4 protein-coding genes and 1 pseudogene are annotated in these 4,519 nt (G+C 67.9%); 1 reads left to right on the plus strand and 4 read right to left on the minus strand.

Features of this window, described 5'->3' with window-relative positions; genetic code table 11:
- Positions 1 to 70 precede the first annotated feature (70 nt).
- A complete protein-coding gene (locus AC2VOU_RS20615; protein ID WP_486959040.1) occupies positions 71 to 793 on the plus strand; it encodes a hypothetical protein in 723 nt (240 codons plus the stop codon).
- A gap of 58 nt (positions 794 to 851) precedes the next feature.
- On the opposite strand, the gene AC2VOU_RS20620 is transcribed toward AC2VOU_RS20615, so the two are convergent.
- From AC2VOU_RS20620 to AC2VOU_RS20635, 4 genes and pseudogenes are all read right to left on the minus strand, one after another.
- Positions 852 to 1,295, minus strand: coding sequence for a hypothetical protein (locus AC2VOU_RS20620; RefSeq protein ID WP_486959041.1), 444 nt, complete (start codon positions 1,293 to 1,295; stop codon positions 852 to 854).
- 145 nt (positions 1,296 to 1,440) lie between these two features.
- A complete protein-coding gene (locus AC2VOU_RS20625) occupies positions 1,441 to 2,058 on the minus strand; it encodes a hypothetical protein (RefSeq protein ID WP_486959042.1) in 618 nt (205 codons plus the stop codon).
- A 56-nt stretch (positions 2,059 to 2,114) separates the two neighbouring features.
- The gene (locus AC2VOU_RS20630) at positions 2,115 to 2,822 is read right to left on the minus strand and encodes a helix-turn-helix domain-containing protein (RefSeq protein ID WP_486959043.1); all 708 of its coding nucleotides are present in this window, start codon (positions 2,820 to 2,822) and stop codon (positions 2,115 to 2,117) included.
- Positions 2,823 to 2,894: 72 nt separating this feature from the next.
- Positions 2,895 to 4,519, minus strand: a pseudogene (locus tag AC2VOU_RS20635) (hypothetical protein); the annotation flags it as partial.

Below are 4,519 nucleotides of genomic sequence, written 5' to 3' on the forward strand. Positions count from 1 at the left end.
TGGGCCGCTGAGTTGAGCGCCCACCGCGCGGACGCGATCGCCGCGCTCACACAACTGAGCTGAAGCACCCATGATCGCCCTTCAGATCACCGCCAGCACGCCTCACGGAGTTGTGTTATCCCGGCCGTGGGGCGTTGCCCTCGACGGCCTGCTGGCGTCCGTGCTCTGGCACCGCCGCAAGTGGGAAGCCCGAGCCGCCGGCGAATTCTTCGCCTACCATCACGATCAAGAACCGGAGATCCTCGAGTTGCCGTTGGCCCGCTGCGGCGATCCCGACCGTGATCCCGACTGGCACTGGATGGCCACCTTCGCCGATCTGCATCCCCACCGCGGCGGTGAGGACACCGACATCCGTTGGCGCACATCGCGAACGGATCGTACGCGGCTTCAGCACCTCAGCCCGTCCATCGGCAGCCAGGTCGTCTCCGACAGCATCGGTCGCTACCAGCGACGCGTCGTCCCCGTCATCGCGCACCCCGTCACCGCGCTCACCTGGCGCGCCGTCGGCGATCCCGACGGCATCAGCGATCTCCTCACCGACCTACCGTCCATCGGCAAGCACCGCGGCGTCGGTGAGGGCCGGGTGACCCGCTGGGACGTCCGGGAGACTCCCGAGGTCGCCGACTGGGCGGCCGGCCACGAACACGAACCCGGCGTCCTCGGCCGCACCGCTCCGCTGCGTTGCCTCGACGACCTCGCCGGCGTCACCACCGGAGCGGTCGGGGCGGCCACCGTGCGGCCGCCCTACCTGCACCCTGGGAGGCGCACCGCGGCTTACTCTCCGGCGCGTTGATCCAGATCCCTGCCGGGTGTTCAACTGGGTGTTTTCGCCAGTTGCACACCCGCGCACATCACCGGCCTGGGCTGCGCTGTTGACGCTGGTTGGTTCGCGTGCGTTTGGTGGTGTACTGCCACTGCGGCAGCTGCCACTGCTGCTGCGGGGATTCCGCCGGCGCCGCCGCCGCGGTGGTCGCACTCGGGGTTCGCGTGACCTCATCGCCCCTGTCGGGCGTTGCCGGGTTCGGCGGCGTCGGATCTGCCGCGGCAGCGCTTCTGCGTGTGGCGGCGCGCTCGTCTACAGTCGCCGCCGGCTGCGGTGAGCGCTCGGACGACGGTTCGGCGACGATGGCCGACGGTGCCGGCGTTTCTGGTGCGTCAGCGTTGGGGCGGGGTGGTCGTGGGTACTGCGGCGCCACCGGTGGCGGTGGGGACGCGAACATCGGGTTCTGCGCGAGCGACTGTTCGGCGGTGCGTCGGATCTTGCGCCGCTCACTTAGTCGCTTGATCAGCGCCATCGCCGAAGCATAACCGGCGCCGACGGCCGGTGGCGGCGAAAACGCAACCCGCCGGGCAGACCGAGTAGCGGTGGCGCGCCTGTGCGTAGCGATGAGGCAGGCGATTGATATATCTCAATTCGCCGACTGGGCCACTGGATTCACCTCACCGGCTTGCGCGCCGCTGCTGCAGCCACTCGTCGAGCCGGCGCGCTTCGGCGGCGAGGTCGACGTGCGGGGCGTCGGCCATCCAGACCTGGGTGCGCCCGATGGCGAGTTGGCTTCTCGCAGGGTGCACTCGCCAGTTCTGGAGCCGCCACATGACCTGGTGAGCGAGGATGACCGCCCGGAAGCGGTTGGGCACGGCGACGGTGCTGAGCACGCGGGCGCGCAGTCGTAGCGCGGCCATCGCTCGGTGGTTGCCTTTGGTGACGACGACTTGATGCCAGGGCTTTCCGTGGATCTCGACGATCGCGACGGTGTGCTGATCGAGCCAGCCTTGCTCTTGCCACGGTGTGAGGACGCGCCCGGCCTCGATGTCGTCGAGGGCCACCAAGGCGTACTGGTACTTGCCTTCATTGTCTCGCTCGATGGCTTCCGCGGCCCGCTGCAGTCGAGCGATGCGGTGCCGAGGAATCCTTGCTTTGACCCGGCTGGGCGGACCGCCGTCGTGGTGCAACCATCGCCGCACGGTCGTCGGGGTGACGCCGAGATGACTTGCGACGGCGGTGACGTCGATCGGGCCGCGAGCCGAGGGCCCGTAGCAGTCAATCAGCGTGTCCACGAACGGCTTCTGCGTCCACCGAGGCCCGCGGGCCGGCGCGGCTCGGGCTGCCGGCGTCATTGCAGACGGTCCCCGAACCCGAGGTCGTAGATGTCGGTGAACTCCCACTCGCCCTCGCCCATCCTGTAGGCCGTGCCCTGGGCGTGCAGCCAGTCCCGGAAGCCGTCGATCCCTTCGTCCTCGAATCTGCGCAGCATGTCTTCGACTTCCACCGGTGTCAGGTTTCGCTGCATCATGCGGTTGTCCCGTGAGTAGTCGTCTCCGAGGGGGGCCGGGACACCCTGGTAGCCGAAGACCCAGAACGTCGTTCCTCGCTGGAGCGCGTCCTTGCCCGCCGAGCTGTTGCGGAACTCGTCGACGGCGGCCTTCCTGCCGCGTTTGGTGGTCGTCGATCGTCGTGCGGCCGACCGCAGGGATTTCAGGCGATCCGCCGACGGCTTCTGCGTACCGGACGCCCACCGCCGCACGGTGCCCTGGGAGACCCCGAGCGCCTGAGCGGCCGCCTTCGCGTTCACCGGTCCGCCGCGGGGGCCTCGACCGAAAGCCGCCTGCAGCATTCCTCGCGCCGACGCCGCCGTTGTCGTATCGGCTTCTGCGCGACCGCTGATCCTGCCCAATACCTTGTCGGACAGGGCCGTACGGGCATTGGCGATGACGTTGCGGACCGTCCTGGTGGACACACCCAGTCCGCGCGAAGCCGCTTGGACGTCGACGCTTCGCCCGTCGAAGGCCTCCTCATCGACCGGCCGGTCGCCTCTGGGCATCCGATAGTCCGCCAGGTCGCGGATGCCGATCCTATTGCCGCTTTGTCTGCGACGCCCGAATGCCATTGCGCATCACTCGTTTCCGTGAGTCGAGAGATTGTGCTCCCGACGCCAGTGGTCAATCGGGGTGAGTTGGGCCTTGCCCTGATAGCCGCGGCCGGTGAGGAAGCGCAGCTGGTCGACCAGCAGGCCGGAGCGTTCCGGTTTGTACTGGCCGAACCCGCGGCCGAAGGTCTTCGGTGCGCCCGGCCAGGCCGTGTTGGGATCGGCGTCGTCGGAGGCGTAGAACACGGTGTCTTTGAGCACGGCGAGCGGCCACCGTCCGCTGCGCTGTCCGATGTCGTTGATGCGGTAGCTGATGTTCGCGTTGGCTTTGGCCATGACGTGCAGTCTGCGTTCGGGGCTGAATCCTGTTCTGCCCTTGAGGTACTCGGCCGATCCGATGATGCCGATGCCGTGGACGCGGACGATCTTCGTCTGGTTGCGGGCGGCCTGGAAGTCGGGGTCCTCGGTGTCGAGGTTGGTGCTGGCGTCCCGGAACCGCTCGTACCAACCGAGCAGCACGCGACCGTGCTGCGGCCAGGTCCACGCCTCCAGGATCTCGGGCTCGTATCCCATCGCCAGGGCGCGCTCGATGCGCGGCGTGCACACCCATTTCGGTTCGTTGAATTTCAGGCCGCGGGGGTTGAGCACGTAGGGCTGCTGCCAGCCTTCCGGGTCGGGGATGACGGTGAGGTAGTAGCCGGGCACCTTGGGGTCGAACTCGACGCCGCTCGGGTGGTGCACGGGGTCCCCGATCGGCAGTTCGGTTCCGGCGATGCCGGCGACATAGGATCCGCCGCGGTCGTAGGCGTGCAGGTAGGTCAGTTCACGTTCCTGGTTCGTGGGTTCCCGCGACCAGTTGAAGTCCGATTCGACGTCGCCCATCGAGAACGGCACTTCGGTCGTCGACGGCGCCAGCACGACGTTCTTCCAGTCGGCCGGGGACCACGTTTTCGGACGTGCTTGCAGCATCAGGTCGACCGCCGTCACACCCCCGTTGATCTTCCAGGGGAACTTCAGGGCATCGGCGAGAAGCTGGAGCCGTCGGGCGACCTGAGCCGGAGTGGGGTCTTCGGCGAAGATCGGCATGGCGTCGGTATCGCCGAGACCCGCGGTCAGGACCACCCAGACGCCGCGCTTGTCGTCCCCGTCCCGGTACACGCGTGTCCAGGTCCCCAGGCCGGACTGTTCGCCTTCTGCGACGCCTCCGAAGCGCCAGCCGTCCTCGATGGCGAGTTCGATGAACGGCGTGCCCTTCGTCAGTGCGCGAAGCGATTTGGCGCTGTCGCGGAAGTCGATTGCCTCGACGTCGATGCCGACTGCTTCGCACGTTTCGACGCTCAGCCAGATCTGCCCTGGTTCGGAGAACTTCTCCGATAGCCGGTACCCGAGATCGTGGTCGTAGGCCAACTGCGCTATTTGCCCGACGTGTCTGATCGGTTCGGTGGCGACGCAGGATCCATCGCCGAGCCACAGCCCATCGGTGTGGAGCACTGCCGCCGGCGCTCCCCCGAGGGGAGTCTGTGCCTGTCGCCCGGAGCGCCGCGGCCGCGGCGCCGCGGGTGCGGTGGTGTCGGGCACCTCGCCGTTCTCTTCTGCCTTATCTGCGGCCGAATCATGATGGAGGGCTTGCTCGTTGGTGGCTTCCAGCGTCG

It is taken from the genome of Mycobacterium sp. TH-M25, from assembly GCF_057473665.1.